Consider the following 17870-nt stretch of genomic DNA (forward strand, 5'->3'; position numbering starts at 1 on the left):
TCCTAGGAAGTCATGTGGGGTTCGTGTCTTTCGGCTCCGCTGGTCGGGATGACAGGATTCGAACCTGCGACCCTCCGCTCCCAAAGCGGATGCGCTACCAAGCTGCGCCACATCCCGGTGAGTCGCGCGGCCGACCATCCCGCGATCATGCACAGGACATCCGCCGGGCCGCAAACCAACTCGCCCAGTGTACGACAGGGCCATCCGCCCGCCGATTCCGACTTGTCGGGCCGGGAGTTGGGAGCGCCGCCAGGGTCCGGTAGTGTTGTCCGGGCGTGAGCGTGACCGTGGATGAAACGCCAGGTCAGGCTGCCGACGCGGGTGTAGCTTAATGGTAAAGCCCCTGCCTTCCAAGCAGGCTACGCGGGTTCGATTCCCGTCACCCGCTCCACAGATCCCGCGGGAATCGCCCCGCTACCGTCGATCCGTCGCCAGTATTCGAGAAGCTGGGCACCGATCGCCTCCTTTTCCTGCATGGGCAGTGAGTGGGTCGCATCCGGCCAGAGCGTGACGTCAGCTTCCGGCCGGAGACGGCGGAGGCGGTCCACCGCCTTCTGTCCACCCGCGAGAGACGACGTCCCGGCGATATCAGCGCGCACCGGCATGGGCAGCTGACGCCATTCGTCGTCCGTGAGAGTGCGAGGCACGGGCAGAGCCGGACTGAAGTGCTTCGAGGCCGTCGCGATCAGGTCGGCGAGCGCGGAGCCCCGGCGTGTCTCCTCGACGGTGGTGCCCCCCAGTCGGGCGAGAGCGATCGCCTGCCATCCGGCGGGCAACGGCATCTGCGCCATCGTCGCCCAGAGAAAGGCGCCGACGGGAAGACGATCGATCACCATGACCGGTTCGATCACGGTCAACGAGGCGAGCTGCTCGGGACTGGCCATCGCGTGGGCGCACGCACTGGCCCCGCCAAAGCTGTGTCCGACGACGTGCACCTTGTCCAGTCCAAGGGTGGAGACGACCTGGGCGATCCACTCGCCCTGCTGCTCGAAGCGCAGGAGCGGGACGGTCTGCGCGGAGAATCCCGCATCGCCGAGCGGGTCGACCGCCAGGAAGCTCCTCTGGCCGATCCACTCCTCGAGGTTCTCCTGCCACATGACGGCACCCGACCGCATGCCGGGGAGAAGGAGCACGGGTGTCCCCCCACCCTCGACCCGCCACTCGAGCGCGCGCACGGTCCCGAACTCGGTGGCGATCTCATGCACCACCGGTTTTTCCGGGAGCGCATCGAGGACGAGCCCGTAGAAGGTGGAGTACTCCCGCTTGGACTGTAGGCAGTCCCAGTGGCCCACCGTCTGACGGTGAACGATCGTGTCCCGCAGCTTGTCCACTATCAGCGAGGTCGCGATGGCACCCCCCGCCACTGCGGCGAGCTGCCACTTGAGCCTGGATGTGGCGGTCTCCGACGACACCGATCCTCCTCTGGCCGACGGCGTCCCGGTCGGCCTCTAGAAACCGAATTCACGCCAGACCCTGCCAGCTGTCGTCCCCCGCCGGCTGACAACGCCGGGCCTTCTCGGTGAAATCAGCGACAAATCTCGACGACCCGGATCCCCGTGGCTATCACTCCGCTGCCTGACACGTCGGACACCAGAACAACGTCCTGGCTTCCATGGTCTGCAGGCGGATCTCGTCCCCGCACACCCGGCACGCCCACCCGTCACGTTGGTAGACGTAGTTGCGCGGCCGGTCCGCGCCCCGCCTGGGGACGTCGCCGTGGTCGTGTTCGGGCCGGATCGTCACGATCCCCCCGGTGTCCACACCGACTGCCATCAGCGCCACGAGGTCGTCCCACAGGGCGTGGAACTCAGCGCGTCCCAACTCCACACCCGGCCGGAACGGGTCGAGGCCGGCCCGGAACAGCACCTCGGCGCGGTAGACGTTGCCCACCCCGGCCAGCACCTTCTGGTCCATCAGCAGCGCGCCGATGGTGCGCGAACTGCGGGAGATCCGCGCCCACGCCCGATCGGGGTCGGCGCCCGGGTCCAGGGGGTCCGGACCCAGACGCGCGTGCACCTCGGCCACGCCCTTCTCGTCGATGACCTCGCACCGGGTGGGCCCGCGCAGGTCGATGACGTGGGCGGGGCCGTCGCCGCGCGCGTCGCTCACGCGCATCCGCACCTGGCCGACCGGCGCGGGCGGCTCGTGTCCGTCGAGCACCAGGTGGGTGTTGAAGAATCCGTAGAGGCCCAGGTGGATGTGGACGGCCAGGCCGCCCTCGTAGTGGTGGAAGAGGTGCTTACCGACGGCCGTGGCGTGGTCGAAGTGCCGACCGTCGACGCTGACGTGGTCGGCGAACCGCCCCTGCGGGCTGGACACACGAACGGGCCCGCCTGCGAAGTACTCGGTGTGCAGGCGGGCCAGCCGGTGAAGGGTGTGCCCTTCAGGCACGGGGACTCAGGCGCCGGGGACGGGCGGGGCCTCGTGGGTGCGCTCGTACTCGGCGAGGATGTCGATGCGCCGCTGATGACGCTCGACCCCCGACCACTCCTGGTCGAGGAAGGCGTCGACGATCGCGAGCGCCTCCTCCTCCGAGTGCATGCGGCCCCCGATGCCGATGAGCTGGGCGTTGTTGTGCTCACGCGCCAGCCGCGCGGTCTCGACGCTCCACGCCAGGGCGCAGCGGGCGCCGGGGACCTTGTTGGCCGCGATCTGCTCGCCGTTGCCGGAGCCGCCGAGCACGATCCCGAGGCTGCCCGGGTCCGCGACGACCTTGGCTGCCGCGTCGATGCAGAAGGCCGGGTAGTCGTCCTCGGCGTCGTAGGTGTGGGCGCCGCAGTCGACCACCTCGTGCCCGGAGGCCTTCAGGTGCTCGGCGATGGCGTTCTTGGTCTCGAAGCCGGCGTGGTCCGCCCCCAGGTAGATGCGCATGACGGAGATTCTGCCACGCGCGACCGCGACCCCACCCCCGGGTCTCAGTCGAACTGCGGGTCCTCGGTACGGCTTCGCTTGAGCTCGAAGAAGTACGGGTAATCGGCGAGCATGGCGGCGCCGTCGAAGACCTTGCCGGCGTCCTCGCCTCGCGGGATGCGGGTGAGGACGGGACCGAAGAACGCGGTGCCGTCGACGTGGAGGACCGGGGTCCCGACCTCGTCGCCCACCGGGTCCATGCCACGGTGGTGGGAGGCGCGCAGCTCGTCGTCGTACTCGTCGGTCCCCGCGGCGGCGGCGAGGTCGGCGTCCAGGCCTGCAGCCTGGAGCGCCTCGGTGATCACGGTGGGGTCCTCGATGCCGCGGCCCTGATCGTGGATGCGGGTGCCCAACTCGGTGTACAGCGTCCCGAGGACCTCCGGACCGTGGAGCTTCGCCGCGGCGATGGCCACGCGCACCGGCCCCCAGCCGCGCTGCATCAGTGCCGTGTAGTCCTCGGGCAGGTCGCGACCCTCGTTGAGCACGGACAGGCTCATGACGTTCCACGTCAGAGAGATGTCGCGGACCTTCTCCACCTCGAGGATCCAGCGGCTGGTGACCCACGCGAACGGACACAGCGGGTCGAACCAGAAGTCGACGGAGCGGGTGGCGGACCGGGTAGTTGATGTCATGACCCCATCCTCCCCGTCTCCGGCGGCCGCCGCCACTGCGGCCGCCTCGGCTCCCCGCCGGGTGGTAGGACTGGTGCGGTAGCCGAACCCCCCACCGAACCGAGGTCCTCACCGATGCGCTCGCTCAACCTCACCCGCGCCGACGCCGCCGCCCGGTCGGAACTGCTCGCCGTCGAGTCGTACGACGTGGAGATCGATCTCACCGACGGCCACGGCAGTCCCGGGACCGACACCTTCCGTTCGCGCACCGTGGTGCGGTTCTCCTGCTCGCGTCCGGGTGCGGAGACCTTCATCGACCTCCGCGCGGCCGTGATCCGGTCGGCGACCCTGAACGGCCGGGAACTGTTCCCGGCCCCCGGCGACGAGCGGTACGACGACGAGGACGGCATCACCCTGCCCGACCTGCAGGAGAACAATGAGCTGATCGTGGACGCCGATCTGGCGTACACCACCACCGGTGAGGGCCTGCACCGGATGGTCGACCCGGCCGACGGGGAGGTCTATCTCTACTCGCAGTTCGAGACGGCGGACGCCAAGCGGGTGTTCGCCTGCTTCGACCAGCCCGACCTCAAAGCCCGCTACACCCTGACGGTGACCGCGCCCGAGCAGTGGGTGGTGGTGGCCAACACCCCGGCCCAGGAGTCCCCGGCCCCCGGCGGTGGCGTGGTGCACCGCTTCGCCCCCACCGAGATCATGTCGACGTACCTCGTCGCCCTCATCGCGGGCCCGTACCACGTGGTGGAGGACGCCTACACCGACGATCACGGCACCATTCCTCTACGCCTGCTGTGCCGGGCGTCGCTGGCGGAGTTCCTCGACTCGGAACGCCTGTTCGCCGAGACCAAGGAGGGCTTCGGCTTCTACCACCGTGAGTTCGGCCTGCCGTACGCGTTCGGCAAGTACGACCAGATCTTCGTCCCAGAGTTCAACGCCGGTGCCATGGAGAACGCCGGTGCCGTGACGTTCCTCGAGGACTACGTCTTCCGCTCCCGGGCCACCGGCTACCGCTACGAACGGCGCAACGAGACGATCCTGCACGAGATGGCCCACATGTGGTTCGGCGATCTGGTGACCATGTTCTGGTGGGACGACCTGTGGCTCAACGAATCCTTCGCCACGTTCGCCTCGGTGCTGGCCCAGGTCGACGCGACGCAGTACACGGACGCCTGGACGACCTTCGCGATCGTGGAGAAGTCGTGGGCGTACCGCCAGGACCAGCTGCCCTCCACACACCCCGTCGCCGCGGACATGACCGACCTGGAGACGGTGGAGACGAACTTCGACGGGATCACCTACGCCAAGGGCGCCTCGGTACTCAAGCAGCTCGTAGCCTATGTCGGTCGCGAGCCGTTCCTGGCCGGTCTGCGCGCGTACTTCGCCGACCACGCCTTCGGTAACGCCCGGTTCGACGACCTGCTCTCCGCACTGGAGGCATCGTCGGGGCGCGACCTGTCGGGCTGGGCCGACCAGTGGCTGCGCACGACCGGCATCAACCCGATCTCCGTCGAGGTCACGACAGGTGGCGACTCCCGCACGATCGACGACCTGACCGTGGTCCAGGGCCCGGCGTCCCCGGGCGCCGGCGAGCTGCGCACCCACCGGCTCGGCGTGGGCCTGTACAGCCGCGACGGGTCCGGTGCGATCGTGCGCACCGAACGGGCCGAGCTGGACATCTCCGGTGAGCGGACGCCCGTCGCCTCGCTCGCCGGGCAGCACGTGCCCGATCTGATCCTGCCCAACGACGACGACCTGACCTACTGCTCGGTCCGGCTCGACGAGCGGTCCCTGGCCACCGTCCTGGAGTCGCTCGAGGACGTCGCGGACCCGCTGGCGCGGACGCTGTGCTGGTCCGCACTGTGGGAGATGACGCGGGAGGGGCGCCTGCCGGCCCGCCGGTTCGTCGAGGTCGTGGCCCGGGCCGTGCCGCGTGAGTCCCACATCGGCGTGGTGCAGAGGGTACTCACCCAGGCCCAGACAGCCCTGGCCCGGTACGCCGACCCGGACTGGGCCGCCGCCACCGGCTGGAAGACGTTCTCCGCGGCCATGCTCACCGCGGCCCGCGACGCCGAGGCGGGGTCCGATCACCAGCTGGCGTTCCTCACCGCCCTGTGCGCCTGCCCCATCGGTGTCGATCAGGGGCGCGTGCTCGCCACGCTCCTCGACGCCGGAGCCGACGAGGCGGGACTGCCCGGCCTCGTCGTCGACACGGACCTACGCTGGACCGTGCTCACCGCGCTGGTCGCCGCCGGCGCCGCGGACACCGACCGCATCGAGGCGGAACTGGCCACCGACGACACCGCCGGCGGAGCCCGGCGGGCCGCCACCGCGCGTGCCGCCCGCCCCACCGTCGGAGCCAAGGAGGAGGCAGAGCAGCTGCTGCTGGAGACCGGTGCCGACGCCCCCACCAACGCGATCGTGCGCGCCACGCTCCTGGGTGTCGACCTGCCCGGTCAGGAGCACCTGCTCACCGGCCTCTGCGAGCGCTACCTGGACGACGTCACTGCGCTGTGGAGGGCACGACCCGGCGATCTCGCCCAGACCGTCGCCGAGGGGCTCTTCCCGTCCTGGGCGGTGGACCGCGACACCGTCGAGCGTTTCGAGCAGGTCGTCGCGGACGAGACCCACCCGTCGGCCCTCCGGCGGATCATCGCCGAGCAGACCGCCGACATGGTCCGGGCTCTGGACGCCCGGGCCGTCGACGCGGCCGAGGCCGGCTGACCGGCCGGTCGGCCGGTCGGCCGGGCGGCCACACCGGTCGGTCAGGCGGCGTCGAGGTAGAGGTAGTCCTCCCAGTGCGGGCCGATCTCCCGCAACTGGGAGACCAACCGCCAGGTCCGGCCCCGCGGCGCGGCGAGGGGCACCCGCAGCTCCCAGCCGAGCTCGGAGAGCAGCTTGTCGGCCTTGCGGTGGTTGCACGGCGCACAGGAGGCCACGCAGTTCTCCCACCCGTGCGCTCCCCCGCGGCTGCGCGGGATGACGTGGTCGACGGTGGTGGCCTTGGCGCTGCAATAGCCGCACCTGTGGCCGTCGCGGTGCATGAGCGCGGCGCGGGTCATGGGGACCTGCGACCGGTACGGGATCCGCACGTATTCGCGTAGTCGGATCACCGACGGCACGCGAATCGCGGTGTCCACCGAGCGGACCAGGAGCTCGACCGGGTGGTCGTGAACCACGTCGGCCTTGCCTCCGATCAGCATCACCACCGCGCGGCGGGCGGGCAGGGCCGTCAGGGCCTCGTAGCTGGCGTTGAGCAGCAGGACGCGCGGGGCGGACGCGAGCGGGACGTGCCGGTCCGGGACCGGTTCCAGCCGGGAGGGGGCTCGTGAACCCCGTTGTCGGTACTCCGTGTTCTCGCGCACTGCAGTGCCCATGGTCGGTCTCCGCTCGTCTGCCCCGAGCCCAGTGCATCAGCCGTGTCCGGGCTCGTCGTGAACCTCGCCTGCCACGATGATGCACCTTCGGTGAACACTTCGTGCGGCTAACGCCTAGCAGAAGGTGGACGACCCGGCCGGTTCGGCCCGGCGGGCGGGCGGATCCGGGTCGCCGTCGCGGGACCTCGTCGTCGTCGTCCCCGGGGGGGTTGCCCCCACCACCGCCCACCCGCCACCACCTGCCCAGGGGCCCCACGAGCGCCTGGGCAGGCATGATGGGAGGCATGAGCAGCAGCACCTTTTATGACGAGATCGGTGGAGCGGAGACGTTCCGGAAGATCGTCCACGAGTTCTACCGCCGGGTGGCGGGCGACCCCGTGCTGCGCCCGATGTACCCCGAGGAGGACCTGGGGCCGGCCGAGGACCGCCTGCGGATGTTCCTCGAGCAGTACTGGGGAGGGCCCACCACCTACTCCGAGCAGCGCGGGCACCCGAGGCTGCGGATGCGGCACAACCCGTACGTCGTCGACCGCGCCGCCCACGACGCCTGGCTCACCCACATGCTCGCCGCCGTGGACACGATCGACCGCGAGACGCTGGACGACGAACACCGGGCGGCGCTCGTCGACTACCTCACCCGCGCCGCGGCAATGATGGTCAACTCCGCGGAGATCGGGTGAGGCCTCCCTCCCACGTGACGCGCCGGTGGGAGGACATGGTCCTCTACCAGATCTACCCGCGGTCGTTCGCCGACTCCGACGGCGACGGCGTCGGTGACCTGCAGGGCGTGATCGACCGCCTCGACCACCTGGACCATCTGGGCGTCGACGGGGTGTGGTTCTCCCCGATCATGCGCTCCCCCGGCGCCGACCACGGATACGACGTGTCCGACCCGCGGGACGTGGATCCGCTGTTCGGCAGCGTCGACACGCTGCGTGAGCTCCTCGGGCGGCTCCACGCCGCCCGCAAGGTGCTCATCATGGACCTGGTGCCCAATCACACCAGCATCGAGCACCCCTGGTTCGCCGCCGCGGTCGCCGCCGGACCGGGCAGCCCGGAACGCGCGCGCTATCTCTTCCGGGACGGCCGCGGCGAGGACGGCTCCGAACCGCCGAACAACTGGCCGTCGGTGTTCGGCGGACCCGCCTGGACCCGCGTCACCGAGCCCGACGGCACGCCCGGCCAGTGGTACCTCCACCTCTTCGCCCCCGAACAGCCGGACCTGGACTGGACGAATCCCGAGGTCGCCGACGATCTCGAGCGGACCCTGCGGTTCTGGCTGGACCTGGGGGTCGACGGCTTCCGGATCGACGTGGCCCACGGGCTGGCCAAACCCGACGACCTGGCGGATCTACCCGACGACGTGGAGATCGCCCAGCTCGTCGTCGACCCCCGCGACGCGCGCTGGGACCGACCCGGCGTCCACGACATCCACCGACGGATCCGCCGCGTCCTCGACGACTACCCGGGCGCCGCCGCCTTCGGCGAGGTGTGGGTGGGACCGACCGAGCGGTTCGCGCGCTACCTCCGGCCCGACGAGCTGCACTTCGCGTTCCACTTCGCCCTCACCGGCGCCCCGTTCGACGCGCGCGCCCTGCGCGAGGCGATCGACTCCACGCTCGAGGCCGCACGGGTCTCGCGGGCGGCACCCACGTGGGCGCTGTCGAACCACGACGTCGTCCGCGAGGTGACCCGCTACGGCAACGGGGCCGTCGGTACGGCCCGGGCCCGCGCCATGCTCCTGGTGACGCTGGCGCTGCCGGGGATCGCGTTCGTCTACAACGGTGCCGAACTCGGTCTACCCAGCGATTACGCGATCCCCCACGACCGACTCACCGACCCGACCTGGGAGCGCACCGGTCACGCCGAGATGGGCCGTGACCACTGCCGCGTGCCGATCCCGTGGGAGGGCGACCGGCCCCCGTACGGGTTCTCGACCGCCGACGACACCTGGTTGCCGATGCCCGAGGGATGGTCGCACCTCACGGTCGCCGCCCAGCGGGAGGACCCCGACTCCGTGCTGTCGCTGTACCGGTCGGCGATCGGGATCAGGCAGTCCTGGCCGACGGCGGACACGGATGCGATCGACTGGGAAAGTGAACTTGACGGGTGTCAGGCGTTTCGGCGCGAAGGCGGCGGGATCCTGTGCATGATCAATACATCCCCTCGGACGGTGCCCCTGCCCGGCGGCGAGATCCTCCTCGCCTCCGGCCCACTCGACGGGAGGGATCTGCCACCGGACACCGCCGTGTGGCTGCAGGACTCCTGAAGGGCTTCGACGTGCGACTTTCCGACAAGACCGCGATCGTCACCGGCGGTGCCGGCGGGATCGGCCGCGGCATCACCCGTGCGTTCGTCAAGGAGGGCGCCAACGTCCTCGTGGTGGACATCAACGACGACGCCGGGGACGCGCTCGCCGCCGAGCTCGGTGAGCAGGTGCGCTACCTCCACTCGGACATCTCGGTCGAGGCCAACGCCGCATCGATCGTCGCGGCCGCCGTGGAGGCGTTCGGGCACCTCGACGTCCTGGTCAACAACGCCCACGCGTCCCGACAGGCACCACTGCTCGAGACCACCGGCGACATGATGGACCTGTCCTTCTCCACCGGCTTCTACCCGACGTTCTGGCTGATGAAGGCCGCGCACCCGCATCTGGCAAGGCGGGACGGGTCGGTGATCAACTTCGCCTCCGGCGCCGGCATCGACGGCAGCCCCACCCAGGCGTCGTACGCCGCGGCGAAGGAGGCGATCCGCGCGATCAGCCGGGTGGCCGCCAACGAGTGGGCGCGCGACGGGATCAACGTCAACGTCATCTCCCCCCTCGCGCTCACCGAGGGCGTGGAAGCCTACATCGAGGCGAACCCGGGGATCGAGAAGCGGCTCCTGTCCGGCACCCCGATGCGCCGTTTCGGGGATCCCGAGTCCGACATCGGCCGGGTCGCGGTCTTCCTGGCCAGCGACGACGCGTCGTACATGACCGGCCAGACGATGATGGTCGACGGCGGCGGGCTCATGCTCCGCTAACCGTCGTCAGAGCCGACGCGCAACCTCGGCACCAGCACGTCGCGGACCGTCTCGGGGTTGCGTTCGACCACCACCCAGCGCCGGCCCAGTGCACGGGCCGCGACCGCCGTGGTCCCGGACCCGGCGAACAGGTCCACGACCAGTTCGCCGGGGTCGGTGGCCAGTTCGACGACCCGCCGCATCAGCGCTTCCGGCTTGGGGGTGCGGAACCCGTCGACCCCGGCCGCCCTCAGTTCGGCTCGCGCGGTGTCCGTCGAGCCGACCTCCTGGGACAGCCAGATGGTCTTGAGCTTCTTGATCCGACCCGCCTCGAACCGGTCCCGTTGGTAGATGTCGACCCGGGGTCCCGAGCGACCCTTCACCGTCCGGCACACCAGGTCGCCGACGCGTTCCCGCGCCCGCTCTCGCGACCACCGCCACACCGCAGGGGTGAGATCGCCGAAGACCGGGAGGATCTCTTCCAGTCCCCCGCCCGGTTCCACCGACACCTCGCCGGTGACCGGGTCGCCGTAGAGTGGGTACGTCATGGTGGGCGTGGTCCGCGGGTTGAAACGCTTGTTGGTGTTGCGCAGCGGTAGGAGCCGGAAGCTGACCCCGTCGACGCCCCGGTGCGGGAAGTCCGCCGGATCGACCGCCGAGGCCACCCCGCCCGCCAGCCGCACGTGCTCGGGGTCACGGGCGTACACCATCAGACGGTCGTGCGAACCGGCGAAGAAGCGGTCCAGTTGCCGTCCCTTGGGGTTACTCTCCACCGTGAGGTCCGCGATGAACGCGTCGGCGCCGAAGATCTCGTCGAGCAGGCAACGCACCCGGTGGGCTTCGGCGTCGTCGAGGTGTACCCACACGGTTCCGGTCTCGGCGAGCAGGTCGCGGGCCACCACGAGCCGGGTCTCGATGTAGTCGAGCCACTCGTGGCGCGGCATGTTGTCGTGGTAGGCGTCGAACCGGCCCCCGCGGTTGTACGGCGGGTCGAGGTAGACCACCTGCGCGGCGCCGCAGGGCGCGAGGCCGTGCGCGTCCAGCGCGTCGTGGGCCTCGGCGATGCGCGCGCCGTCGCCGACCAGCACGGCCCCCTCGGTGACGACCCCGGCCCCGTCAGCGCGATCCGCGTCGCCGGTGACGAGGGCCTCGATCCGCGGGACCGGTCCGTCGGCACCCGAGGCCGCGGCGCGGCCCCGCCCGGGCCAGGAGATGGAGAAGTCGGGAGCGGTCACCGCAGTGGTTCGAGGGTGAGGGAGTCGGTCCGGCGGAACACCGTGCCGTACCGGGCGTCCAGGCGGAGCCAGGCGCCGCGTTCGCTCACGCGGACCGGCTCGCCCTCCGGGGCGGAACCGGCCTTCTCCGGCACGAACCCGCACATCACCATGGAGAACACCGTCCGCATGTCCACGCCGACGGGGTGGGCGGTGTCCGCTCGGACGGTGAGGGCCACCTGGTCGAGCAGCGACGGCGGCAAGCCGGCGGGCCCGGCGTTCTCCCGCGCGGCCTCCCGGCCCGACCGGGTGAGGTCGAGCAGCACCTGGGCCGGCACGTCCTCGACGGGCTGGAACCCGTCGGCGGGCGGCAGCAGTCCCTGCCATGCCGAGAGGAGCGGCATGCCGGGGTCGATCCGACCGTCGATGTCTCCGCGCGGCAGGACGTCGAGTTCGGTGAGCAGGTGGTCCGCACCGGCCACGACGTCGCCGCCGGGGCAGTCGCCGCCGAGTCCGCGGACGACCAGTGCCCCGAAGGGGGTGCGGGCCCACACGCGCATCCGGCCCCCGGCCCCGGAGGTCAGCCGCACCACGGCGGCCTCGTCGAGGCGGAGGATGCGCCGGAGGAGGGTGCGCAGGTCGTCGCGGTCGGCGGGGTCGGGCACGCGGATCATCCCGGCGTCCGGTCCGGGTGCCATCACGCCGGGTCCTCGTGCCGGAACTCCAGCAGGTAGTCGCGCTCGGCGCGGGTGAACCGGCGCGGGCGCTGGGTTGCCAAGTCGAACGCGGCGATGGTGGCCGTGCAGTCCACCGCGGGCGGCGCCGAGTCCGGCGTCATGCGGCCGCGGACCTCGTGCCGGGCCACGAACATCGCCCCGCCGACCTTCTCGCACCACATGCGCACGCGGATGGGGCCGTCTGCGTGCTTGACCTGGCCCCGGTACTTCACCGCCAGGTCGGTCATCACCGCACCCGCGGTGAGCGTCGCGGTGGGCATGCCCTCGGAGAAGAGCCACGGGATCCGCGCCTCCTCGATGAGCGTGATCATCCGGGCGTGGTTGACGTGGTGGTAGAGGTCCTGGTCCGACCACCGGACCGGCATCGCCGAGGTGAACACCCTGCGGCCCGGCTCTCCGGACACGCCCAGGGGGCCGCCGGTCTCGTAGACGAGCTGGTCGGTCACGTGGCGGGCCCCTGGTCGGTGATCGCCGCCGGCTGTGTGGCCGCCTCCAGCACGTTGCGGACACCGGAGGGAATCTCCACCGCGGTCGAGGTGGAGGAGTCGTAGGCGACCATGACCACCCGCAGCGTGCAACAGATCTCGCCCGCCGCGTCCAGGATGGTCTGGCGGATCTGGTACGACGTGGTCCCGACGTGTTCGACGTCGATCTCCACGTCCACGGAGGTGGAGTCACGCAGGACGGGCCGCAGGTGGTCGATCTCGGTGCGCCGCACGACCTGTGGCAGGTTGCCCAGGCCGAACGGCCCGAATCGGCTGCGGATGAACAGGATCCGCGCCTCCTGCGCGTACTCGAGGTACTTGATGTTGTTGACGTGGCCGTACTGGTCGAAGTCCGCCCACCGCACCTGCAGGGTGCAACGGAACGTTCCGGCGTCCACGGCGTCGCGCATGGTCATCCCGCCTCCTCCCGGTCCCCGAGCAGCGCCGCGCGCTCCACGGGGGTGATCTCCAGTGTCGTGGTCTCGTCATCCGCGGTCACCACCATCACGGTGTCGACCACCGCGCAGGGCTCGGCACCGGTCGACTCGGAGCCGATCGAGGTCCGCATCGTGAACGAGGTGCGGCCCACCCGCACCACCTGCACGTCCACCCACACCTCGGGCACGCCCATGGCGATGGTGCGACGGAAGTCGATCTCCATCCACCGCGCCAGCGCGCTCGGCACCCGGGAGCCCGGCACCCCGAACTTCTCGCGGAACCACATCAGGCGGGCGTCCTGCGAGAACTCATGGAACCGCACGTTGTTGACGTGCATGCCCACGAAGTCGGAGATGCGCAACGGGATCCGGACCCGGTGCACGGCCCCCGCCACGGTGGCGGCCCCGGGTGAGGTTCCGGTGGTCGGGGCGTCCGAGCCCTGGGTGGTCGGCGTGGCCATCTGCGGTCAGTCCCTGGTGAGCTTGCGGTGCGTGACCCGGTGCGGGCGCGCCGCGTCGGGGCCGAGACGCTCGACCTTGTTCTTCTCGTAGCCCTCGAAGTTGCCCTCGAACCAGTACCACTGCCCCTCGTCCACGTTGCCCTCCCAGGCGAGGATGTGGGTACAGGTGCGGTCCAGGAACCAGCGGTCGTGCGAGATGACCACGGCGCAGCCCGGGAAGTCCTCGAGTGCGTTCTCCAGGCTGCCCAGCGTCTCGGTGTCGAGGTCGTTGGTGGGCTCATCGAGGAGGATCAGGTTGCCGCCGACCTTGAGCGTCAGCGCCAGGTTGAGGCGGTTGCGCTCACCACCGGACAGGACGCCGGACTTCTTCTGCTGGTCCGGGCCCTTGAAGCCGAAGGCGCTGACGTAGGCACGCGAGGGCATCTCGTTCTGGCCGACCTCGATGTAGTCGTTGCCCTCGGACACGACCTCCCACACCGATTTCTCCGGGTCGATGTTGGCGCGGTTCTGGTCGACGTAGCTCAGCTTCACCGTGTCGCCCACCTTGACGGTGCCGGAGTCCGGCTCCTCCAGGCCCACGATGGTCTTGAACAGCGTCGTCTTACCGACGCCGTTGGGGCCGATCACGCCGACGATGCCGTTGCGCGGCAGCGTGAACGACAGGTCCTTGATGAGGACGCGGTCGTCGAAGCCCTTGGTGAGCTTGTCGACGTCCACCACCACGTTGCCGAGCCGCGGCGGCGTGGGGATCTGGATCTCCTCGAAGTCGAGCTTGCGGTGCTTCTCCGCCTCCGCGGCCATCTCCTCGTACTTGGCCAGACGGGCCTTGGACTTGGACTGGCGCGCCTTGGCACCGGAGCGCACCCACTCGAGCTCGGCCTTGAGCCGCTTCTGCAGCTTCTGGTCCTTCTTGCCCTGGACCTCGAGGCGCTCGGCCTTCTTCTCGAGGTAGGTGGAGTAGTTGCCCTCGTAGGGGTGCAGCTGACCGCGGTCGACCTCACAGATCCACTGCGCGACGTGGTCGAGGAAGTACCGGTCGTGTGTGACGGCCAGGACGGCGCCGGGGTAGGCGGCCAGGTGCTGCTCCAACCACAGGACGGACTCGGCGTCCAGGTGGTTGGTGGGCTCGTCGAGCAGCAGCAGGTCGGGCTTGCTCAGCAGCAGCTTGCACAGCGCCACCCGACGCGCCTCGCCACCGGACAGGTTGGTCACCGGCGAGTCGCCCGGCGGGCAGCGCAGGGCGTCCATGGCCTGCTCGATCTGGGAGTCCACGTCCCAGGCGTCCACGGCGTCGAGCTGCTCCTGCAGCCGACCCATCTCCTCCATGAGCTCATCGGTGTAGTCGGTCGCCATCTCCTCGGCGACCTCGTTGTACCGACGCAGCTGCACCATCGTCTCGCCGAGGCCGTCCTCGACGTTCTCCTTGACGGTCTTGGACTGGTCGAGCTCCGGCTCCTGCAGCAGGATGCCGACGGTCGCCTCGGGATCGAGGAACGCCTCGCCGTTGGAGGGCTGGTCGATCCCGGCCATGATCTTGAGAATGGAGGACTTGCCGGCGCCGTTGGGGCCCACGACGCCGATCTTCGCACCGGGGTAGAAGGACATCGTGACGTCGTCGAGGATCACCTTGTCCCCGTGCGCCTTGCGTACCTTCTTCATCGTGTAGATAAACTCGGCCATTCTACCCTCTCACCTGCGCATATAGTTCACTTCACCGCGGGTCGGCCGCGGGCACGACCCCCATGTTACGTGTCCGCCCGCGGCCCCGGCGTCCGCGGCGGACGCCGGCCCCACCCCCGGGAGCATCAGGCGCCGGCCGCCCCCACGAACTCGTCCGCCTCGCTCTGCTCGGACCCCGGCTCATCCGGGTCCAGCGACCCGAGCGCCATGGCGTCGGAGTCCTCGGCCGCTCCCCGCAGACCCGCCCCGTCGACGCCCGCCCCGTCGACGCCGGCCCCCTCGGCCGGCGCGTCCGTCCTGGCGCGGCGCACGGTGACGTCCATGCGGGACAGGTCGGGCCCCACGGCGCTGACCCGCATCTCCAGGTCGCGCATGATGCGGCCGTCGCGTTCGTACTCGTTGGTGAGCAGCCGGCCGTGCAGGATCACGCCGTCGCCCTTGCACAGCGCGCCGGACGCCCGTTGCCCGAGGCGTCCCCAGCAGTTGGCCGAGAAGTACAGAGTGCCGCCGGTCTTCCATTCGCCGGTGAGCCGGTCCTGGTAGCGGCTGTTGCTGGCCACCCGGAAGGTGAACACCTGATCGTCGCCCACTCTCCGGGTGGTGGGGTCGGTGATCACGGTTCCGCGGACGGTCGTGTGGGTCTCGTTCATGGGGTCACTCCTGTCACGTTCGGCCGACCGTGCGTCGGCCTCGTGACTTGCAGCGTGCCCCACCTCGTCGTCGTCACCCCTCGTTCCCACCGCCCGCGGTGGCCGCCCTGTGGAGGGGGGCGGGGGTGTGGAGAACCGGCGCCTGTGACGACGACGAGGTGTTCGGTCTCAGGGCCGGCGGTCGGCGCGGGACATCTCCCGGAGCATCTCGTTGTAGGCCTTGAGCTCGGCATCGTCATCACGGTCGGCCTGCCGCTCGCCGCGCCGCGCCTCGCGCATGTCGCTCTGGTACCACTGCCACGCCAGGGCCAGCATGACGATCACCAGCGGGATCTCCCCCGCTGCCCACGCGACGCCACCGCCGACCTGCTGGCTCTGCAGCAGATCCGGGATCCACGGCAGGCCGATGCCCGAATACCAGGACTCGGCCAGCACGGTCTTGGTGTTCATGAGCAGGATGCCGAAGAACGCGTGGAACGGCAGCGAACTCAGCAGGACCATGAGCTTGTACATCGGCGAGAAGTGCCGCGGCGCGGCGTCCACGCCGATGATCACCCAGTAGAACAGGTAGCCGCTGATGAGGAAGTGCACGTTCATGAACATGTGGCCCAGGTGCTCCGAGGCCAACGTCTGATAGAACCCGCCGAAGTAGATGAGGTAGAAACCGGCCACGAACTGCACCGACGCCACGATCGGGTGGGTGAGGAAGTGCGAGAGCGGGTTGTTGATGAACTCCACCAGCCACTCGCGGGGCCCGGGAGGGTTGCCGCGACCGGCGGCCGGGAGTGCGCGCAGGGCCAGTGTGAACGGGCCACCGAGCGCCAGGAGGACCGGCACCAGCATCGAGATGAGCATGTGGCCCACCATGTGGCTGGCGAAGTCGGCCATCATGTACATCCCCATGCCGGAACTGGTGGTGAGGAACAGGATCACGCAGCCCGCCACCCAGAACGCGGTGCGGCTCAGCGGCCAGGCGTCCCCGCGGCGGCGCAGGCGCACCAGGCCCCAGAGGTACAGGCCGAGCAGGACCACCGCGGCCAGCCCCAGGACCAGGTCGAAGCGCCAGGTGCCGAAGACCGTTCCGAACGAGAAGGGCCCGGGCAACTCGAAGCCCAGTAGCGCCTCCTGCCTCGTGGGCACGTACAGCGGCGCCGGCGGCGGGGTGCGGCCGAGAGAGACCGACAGACCCAGGGTGCCGGCCATGACGACGGCCTCCACCACGATGATCCGCAGCAGCGTGGGCCGGTCGACCGGCGCGTTGGCCCCCGTCGACTCGATCTTGGCGATGATCCAGCGGCGGATCGCCAGACCGAACAGCGCCAACAGGCACAGCGCCAACGCCTTGGACACCACCAACAGTCCGTAGGTGGAGGTGAGAAGGTCACCCGGGTGCAGGCGGACGAGCGCGTTGATCACGCCCGTGAACCCGAGGGCGACGATCGCGACCGTCGCCACCACCGAGTAGCGGCGCAGGGCCAGGGCGACGCGCGAGCCGCCGCGCCACGTGTGGGCAATCACCGCGACGAGCCCGCCGATGTAGAAGGCGGCGCCGAACAGGTGGATGATCAGCGAGTTGGTGGCCAGGTCGTGCGCGGTGCTACCCGAGGCGTGGCCCGTGGCCGCGACCGGAAGCAGCGAGAGGGCGGTGACGCCGAGCCAGATGACCGACCAGCGCCAGCTCAGCGTGAGTCGCTGCCCGATCCCGGCGACCAGCGCGATGATCGCGGCCCACCGCCACGAGGACGCGATGTCGATCTGGTTGATCGCGACCAACCACTGGTCCGGCGGGAGCGACTGGAGGAAGGTGCGCCCGGAGACGTCCGACAGGGTCAGCGGGATGAGCAGTGCCGCGGCGATCGCCCAGGCGATGTTCGCCCACGACGAGATCTGCTGCATGCGGTAACCGTCGACGTCGAGGGTCTTGTCCTTCTGCGGCGGGGTGAAGAACGCCGCGAACAGCGCCGCCCCCACGGCCACGGCGGCGAGGAGCTCGGCGATCGACCGGAGCGCCGGGAGGCCGGCCGTGGTGAGCGGACCCGGATCGGGCACGCCCACCAGCTCGAGCGCCACCTCGGCGGACATGGCCGACAGTGGGATCACCACCGCGGCCGCCACCGCCGCCAGGAGCAGTACCAGGGCGACGATGTTGCGGGTTCCGAACCGCCCGGCGGTGGCGGGGGCGGTCTTCGACGACGTCATGACCACCATCGTAGGAACCGCGGCGCCCCCGGGCCGATTCGCCACTGTCGGACCCACCCCCCGGATCGGTTACCATTCTCCCGGCGACGCC

General features: G+C 70.3%; 17 protein-coding genes and 2 tRNA genes. 5 read left to right on the forward strand and 14 right to left on the reverse strand.

Going from position 1 to position 17870, the window contains the following annotated elements; translation table 11 throughout:
- Positions 1-40 precede the first annotated feature (40 nt).
- Positions 41-117: transfer RNA gene (locus tag AYO52_RS16415), tRNA-Pro, on the reverse strand.
- Between the two features lie 200 nt (positions 118-317).
- Between AYO52_RS16415 and AYO52_RS16420 the strand changes: the two genes are divergently transcribed.
- A tRNA-Gly gene (locus tag AYO52_RS16420) sits at positions 318-391 on the forward strand.
- On the opposite strand, the gene AYO52_RS16425 is transcribed toward AYO52_RS16420, so the two are convergent.
- The 4 genes from AYO52_RS16425 to AYO52_RS16440 form a co-directional block, all read right to left on the reverse strand.
- On the reverse strand, positions 360-1412 hold the full coding sequence (locus AYO52_RS16425) for an alpha/beta fold hydrolase (protein ID WP_082924104.1): 1053 nt from the start codon (positions 1410-1412) through the stop codon (positions 360-362). The genes AYO52_RS16420 and AYO52_RS16425 overlap by 32 nt on opposite strands.
- Before the next feature lie 151 nt (positions 1413-1563).
- Positions 1564-2391 carry an Fpg/Nei family DNA glycosylase gene (locus AYO52_RS16430; RefSeq protein WP_067719779.1) on the reverse strand — a complete coding sequence of 276 codons (828 nt, stop codon included), beginning with the start codon at positions 2389-2391 and terminating at the stop codon, positions 1564-1566.
- 6 nt (positions 2392-2397) lie between these two features.
- Entirely contained in the window at positions 2398-2871 is a 474-nt protein-coding gene (locus tag AYO52_RS16435; RefSeq protein WP_067719781.1) for a ribose-5-phosphate isomerase, read from the reverse strand.
- Between the two features lie 44 nt (positions 2872-2915).
- Positions 2916-3542: a DsbA family protein gene (locus AYO52_RS16440; RefSeq protein WP_067719785.1), complete on the reverse strand. Its 627-nt coding sequence runs from the start codon at positions 3540-3542 to the stop codon at positions 2916-2918.
- A gap of 114 nt (positions 3543-3656) precedes the next feature.
- Here AYO52_RS16440 and pepN point away from each other — a divergent pair, with 114 nt between their 5' ends.
- Positions 3657-6260, forward strand: coding sequence for an aminopeptidase N (pepN, locus tag AYO52_RS16445; protein ID WP_067719788.1), 2604 nt, complete (start codon positions 3657-3659; stop codon positions 6258-6260).
- Positions 6261-6301: 41 nt separating this feature from the next.
- On the opposite strand, the gene AYO52_RS16450 is transcribed toward pepN, so the two are convergent.
- On the reverse strand, positions 6302-6913 hold the full coding sequence (locus tag AYO52_RS16450) for an HNH endonuclease (RefSeq protein ID WP_067719791.1): 612 nt from the start codon (positions 6911-6913) through the stop codon (positions 6302-6304).
- Positions 6914-7197: 284 nt separating this feature from the next.
- Between AYO52_RS16450 and AYO52_RS16455 the strand changes: the two genes are divergently transcribed.
- From AYO52_RS16455 to AYO52_RS16465, 3 genes are read left to right on the forward strand one after another with little or no spacing between them, the layout of a single operon-like run.
- Positions 7198-7593: a globin gene (locus tag AYO52_RS16455; protein WP_082924117.1), complete on the forward strand. Its 396-nt coding sequence runs from the start codon at positions 7198-7200 to the stop codon at positions 7591-7593.
- A gap of 35 nt (positions 7594-7628) precedes the next feature.
- The gene (locus AYO52_RS16460; RefSeq protein ID WP_067719944.1) at positions 7629-9182 is read left to right on the forward strand and encodes a glycoside hydrolase family 13 protein; all 1554 of its coding nucleotides are present in this window, start codon (positions 7629-7631) and stop codon (positions 9180-9182) included.
- A gap of 11 nt (positions 9183-9193) precedes the next feature.
- Positions 9194-9937 (forward strand): SDR family NAD(P)-dependent oxidoreductase, encoded by a 744-nt coding sequence (locus AYO52_RS16465; RefSeq protein WP_067719946.1) that lies wholly within the window; start codon positions 9194-9196, stop codon positions 9935-9937.
- On the opposite strand, the gene AYO52_RS16470 is transcribed toward AYO52_RS16465, so the two are convergent.
- From AYO52_RS16470 to AYO52_RS16505, 8 genes are all read right to left on the reverse strand, one after another.
- The gene (locus tag AYO52_RS16470; RefSeq protein WP_067719799.1) at positions 9934-11151 is read right to left on the reverse strand and encodes a site-specific DNA-methyltransferase; all 1218 of its coding nucleotides are present in this window, start codon (positions 11149-11151) and stop codon (positions 9934-9936) included. The genes AYO52_RS16465 and AYO52_RS16470 overlap by 4 nt on opposite strands.
- Positions 11148-11828: a hypothetical protein gene (locus AYO52_RS16475; protein WP_082924105.1), complete on the reverse strand. Its 681-nt coding sequence runs from the start codon at positions 11826-11828 to the stop codon at positions 11148-11150. Before AYO52_RS16475 ends, AYO52_RS16470 begins: the two co-directional genes overlap by 4 nt.
- Positions 11828-12313 carry a thioesterase family protein gene (locus tag AYO52_RS16480; RefSeq protein WP_082924106.1) on the reverse strand — a complete coding sequence of 162 codons (486 nt, stop codon included), beginning with the start codon at positions 12311-12313 and terminating at the stop codon, positions 11828-11830. The genes AYO52_RS16475 and AYO52_RS16480 overlap by 1 nt, the downstream gene beginning before the upstream one ends.
- A complete protein-coding gene (locus tag AYO52_RS16485) occupies positions 12310-12768 on the reverse strand; it encodes a thioesterase family protein (RefSeq protein ID WP_067719802.1) in 459 nt (152 codons plus the stop codon). The genes AYO52_RS16480 and AYO52_RS16485 overlap by 4 nt, the downstream gene beginning before the upstream one ends.
- Positions 12765-13250, reverse strand: a complete 486-nt coding sequence (locus tag AYO52_RS16490) for a thioesterase family protein (protein WP_082924107.1) — start codon at positions 13248-13250, stop codon at positions 12765-12767. The genes AYO52_RS16485 and AYO52_RS16490 overlap by 4 nt, the downstream gene beginning before the upstream one ends.
- A 6-nt stretch (positions 13251-13256) precedes the next feature.
- Positions 13257-14930: an energy-dependent translational throttle protein EttA gene (gene ettA, locus AYO52_RS16495; protein ID WP_067719805.1), complete on the reverse strand. Its 1674-nt coding sequence runs from the start codon at positions 14928-14930 to the stop codon at positions 13257-13259.
- Positions 14931-15055: 125 nt separating this feature from the next.
- Complete coding sequence (locus AYO52_RS16500) at positions 15056-15580, reverse strand: single-stranded DNA-binding protein (RefSeq protein ID WP_067719807.1); 525 nt, start codon at positions 15578-15580, stop codon at positions 15056-15058.
- 168 nt (positions 15581-15748) lie between these two features.
- Positions 15749-17779 carry a cytochrome c oxidase assembly protein gene (locus AYO52_RS16505; RefSeq protein ID WP_082924118.1) on the reverse strand — a complete coding sequence of 677 codons (2031 nt, stop codon included), beginning with the start codon at positions 17777-17779 and terminating at the stop codon, positions 15749-15751.
- Between the last annotated feature and the right edge of the window lie 91 nt (positions 17780-17870).

The sequence above is a fragment of the Dietzia sp. 111N12-1 genome (assembly GCF_001658045.1).
Taxonomy (GTDB): Bacteria; Actinomycetota; Actinomycetes; order Mycobacteriales; family Mycobacteriaceae; genus Dietzia; species Dietzia kunjamensis.